Annotated in this window: 2 protein-coding genes; both read left to right on the top strand. The window is 39.1% G+C overall.

Annotated elements, in window-relative coordinates; genetic code table 11:
- Nucleotides 1-504: 504 nt before the first annotated feature.
- The gene (locus CJ191_RS09020; RefSeq protein WP_070467276.1) at nt 505-963 is read left to right on the top strand and encodes a CtsR family transcriptional regulator; all 459 of its coding nucleotides are present in this window, start codon (nt 505-507) and stop codon (nt 961-963) included.
- A 17-nt stretch (nt 964-980) separates the two neighbouring features.
- Nucleotides 981-3,518: an ATP-dependent Clp protease ATP-binding subunit gene (locus tag CJ191_RS09015; RefSeq protein ID WP_070467279.1), complete on the top strand. Its 2,538-nt coding sequence runs from the start codon at nt 981-983 to the stop codon at nt 3,516-3,518.
- Nucleotides 3,519-3,788: the final 270 nt, after the last annotated feature.

Below are 3,788 nucleotides of genomic sequence, written 5' to 3'. Positions count from 1 at the left end.
GAATTGTGGGTATCAATCTAATGATGATCGTGTGGCAGCTATCAATATTCAAGAATTGGGTCACCGATATCTGTCGAGTGAGAAAAAAACGCGGTTTGAAAAAGTTGTGCCAATACAAAATTATTAAATATAAAACAATATACGGTAAGTGTCTACAGACCGCTTACTGATGGGGTGCTAGTCAACCATCCCTTAGTGTCTTTAAACGGTTGGAGATATTACATCGTTTGTACAACCACTATGTTTAGGACAAACTCTCTGTTTTAACAGAGAGTAGTTGATTCGAATAATGATTGGGGTATATTTTCTTAATATGAGGGTGGCGTAAGGATTTTGGTAAACAATTTCTTTACGTCGCCCTTTTACTATCTAAAAGTGCGATATTTCAAGGGTTTCACGTTAAATATCAAGCTTTTGAATTGACTAAATCAATGTGGATATCGTATGATATATTTAATTAGTCAAACTTAGTCAAAATAAGAATCAGACTTGAGGTGATAAATAATGAAAAATAGAAATATGTCTGATATTATTGAATCTTATTTAAAGCAAATCTTACAACAAGAAGAACATGTTGAGATTAGCCGTAGCGAAATCGCCGATCAATTTCAATGTGTACCATCTCAAATTAATTATGTTATCAACACGCGATTTACCCCGCAAAAGGGATATATTGTAGAAAGTAAACGTGGTGGTGGTGGCTATATCCGGATTATGAAACTGGAAATTGTCGAAGAAGCAGAATTAATTGATGCCATGGTCGACCTTGTCCACCAAAAAACGAGATTACAAGATGCTACTGCCATCATTCAAAATTTATTAGTCAATAAGATTATTACCGAAAATGAAGCACAGATTATGCATTCAGCAGTTGATAAGGAAGCCTTAGGTAAAATTGTGAATGCTGATGAAGTACGGTCATTGATTTTAAAATCAATGCTTGTGAAGCTGAAATATAGGTAACCAGATAGGAGGACCTTATGAACGAAATTTATACAGAGAAAGCAAAACAGGCCTTATTGTACGCTGCTGAAGAAGCCAAACAATTTCGTCATAAAGCCATTGGAACAGAACATTTGTTGCTAGGACTTTACCGTGAACCTGAGGGGGTTGCGCATAATGTGTTAGTTGACCACTTGCCAAGTTACGAGGCTGTGAAGGAAGAAGTTGAATTTGTCGTCGGTTATGGCAAGGATGAGGTCTCAGATAGTCCGTTAGATTTAAACCGTGTGGTGTATTCACCACGTTCTAGAAAGGTCTTATATATTGCGGGTGAAGAAGCACAACGTCAACAGGTGACTTTAGTCGGAACTGAGCATATTTTGCTATCTCTAATTGCAGACCAAGTATTAGCAGTTCGAATTCTAAGAAACTTGGATGTAGATATTGAGAAATTACGTAAAGACATCTACCGTTCAATTGGCCAGCGTCCACCCGTACGTAACCGTAGTAATGAAGATAGTACTAAACAATCAAATCGCGGTAGTAAACGCCCACAAAGCGTAACACCAACCTTAGACGCTTTAACGAGAGACTTAACTGAGCAAGCGCGTAATGGGCAATTAGACCCAGTGATTGGCCGTAAGAAAGAGTTACGTCGTATCATGCAGGTTTTAAGTCGCCGTACGAAGAATAACCCTGTTTTAGTTGGGGAACCAGGTGTTGGGAAGACTGCCATTGCTGAAGCAGTGGCCATCGCCGTTGCGAACAATGATGTTGTTTCTACCTTAGCCAACAAACGTGTAGTATCACTAGATGTTGGTTCACTTGTTGCTGGGACCAAATACCGTGGAGAATTTGAAGACCGTGTAAAAAACTTACTTGAAGAAACAGAAAAAGCTGGTAACGTCATCTTGTTTATTGACGAATTACATAGCTTAATCGGTGCTGGTGCAGCAGAGGGGGCTATTGATGCTTCCAACTTAATGAAACCGGCTCTTGCACGTGGTCACTTACAAGTAATTGGCGCAACGACCTTAAATGAATACCAAAAATATATTGAAAAAGATGCAGCCTTAGAACGTCGTTTTGCTAAAGTACTGGTAGACGAACCTAGCGAAGCGGATGCTATTGAAATTCTTAAAGGTATCCGAAAAGATTATGAAAAATTCCATCGAGTGAAGATTACAGATGAAGCTATTGAAGCTGCTGTTCGTCTAGGTAACCGTTACATTGCTGATCGTTTCTTACCAGATAAAGCGATTGATATTATGGATGAAGCTGCAGCAACAGCGCGTTTAGACAATGGCGATAAAGACACTACCCAACAAACCATTTTAGGTATTCGCAAACAATTAACAGATTTAGAAGAGTTGAAGAAGCATTATGTGAATACCCAAGAGTTTGAAAAAGCAGCAGGTGTTCACCAGCAACAACAACGTTTAAGTCAAGAATTATTCGCCCTACAAAACAACCCACAAGTTGCTCAAGAAGAGTCGTTTGATATTGAAATTGACAGCCAAAACGTAGCGGATATTGTGGCTATGTGGACAGGTGTGCCAATGCAACAGCTTACGCAAACTGAAAACCAAAAGCTGATCAATCTAGAAGACCATTTACACAAACGTGTGAAAGGTCAAGGCGAAGCAGTGAGAAGTGTTGCGCGTGCAGTTCGCCGTGCACGGTCAGGGATTAAAGATCCGAATCGTCCAATTGGTTCCTTCATGTTCCTTGGACCAACAGGTGTTGGTAAAACAGAGTTAGCTAAAGCGTTAGCTGGTGAGATGTTTGGTTCAGAAAATAACATCATTCGTTTAGATATGTCTGAATATATGGAAAAATACTCAACGAGTCGAATGATTGGATCAGCACCAGGTTACGTGGGCTATGATGAAGGTGGCCAATTGACTGAACAAGTGCGACAACACCCATACTCAGTTGTATTATTCGATGAGATTGAAAAAGCGCACCCGGATGTGTTCAATATGTTATTACAAGTTTTAGATGATGGTTATATTACGGATTCTAAAGGTCGTAAAGTGGACTTCCGCAATACAGTGATGATTATGACTTCTAATTTAGGTGCTACTGCTATCCGTGATGATAAAAATGTCGGATTTGGTGCTAAACAAGCAACAGATAGCCATGAAGAAATGGATAGTCGTATTCGTAAAGAATTAAAAACTGCTTTCAGACCGGAATTCTTGAACCGTGTGGATGAAATTATTGTCTTCCACACATTAGAAGAAGCACAAGTCGTTGAAATTGTACAGAAATTTACTACAGCTCTGAATAAATTATTAGCAGAGCAGGGTGTGAAATTACGTGTTACACAAGCAGCGAATAAAGAAATCGCTAAAATAGGCTTTGATAAAGAATATGGTGCTCGACCATTGCGTCGTGTGATCCAACAGAAAATCGAAGACCCAGTGGCTGAAATGCTAATTGCTGATAAAATTTCTGAGGGTGATGTTGTGACAATTGGTGCTCGTCAAGGTGAATTATATATTCGGGTAAAACACCCTGACGGCCAAGAAGAAAGTAATGACGTGAAAGACTTGATTGGTATAGGTCAATAAGCTTTCGCAACAAGTCGTATGCGGAAGGCGAGACAAAAGTCGGTTACAATTGACGTACTGGACCAAAAGTCGAACAATAACAAAATGTGATTGGCGCATTATGGGCAGTATCGAACAATGCTGACTTTTGAAACTTGACGATAAACATTTTTATATAGCAAAGAGAGGCTGAGATATTTTGGCTCTACAATATATAGGACTGATGACTAAAAAAGTCATTGGTCCAATTTTTTTCGCAAAAAAACGAGGATTCCATTATCATTAAGTTAA

This window comes from Aerococcus viridans, assembly GCF_002871935.1.
GTDB classification, from domain to species: domain Bacteria; phylum Bacillota; class Bacilli; order Lactobacillales; family Aerococcaceae; genus Aerococcus; species Aerococcus viridans_B.
Note: the sequence above shows the minus strand (reverse complement) of the source record. Positions and strands in the feature narration are given on the sequence as shown.

Coding starts and splice junctions, on each gene's coding strand:
- CJ191_RS09015 (WP_070467279.1), top strand. CDS start 981: ATGAACGAAATTTATACAGAGAAAGCAAAACAGGCCTTATTGTACGCT.
- CJ191_RS09020 (WP_070467276.1), top strand. CDS start 505: ATGAAAAATAGAAATATGTCTGATATTATTGAATCTTATTTAAAGCAA.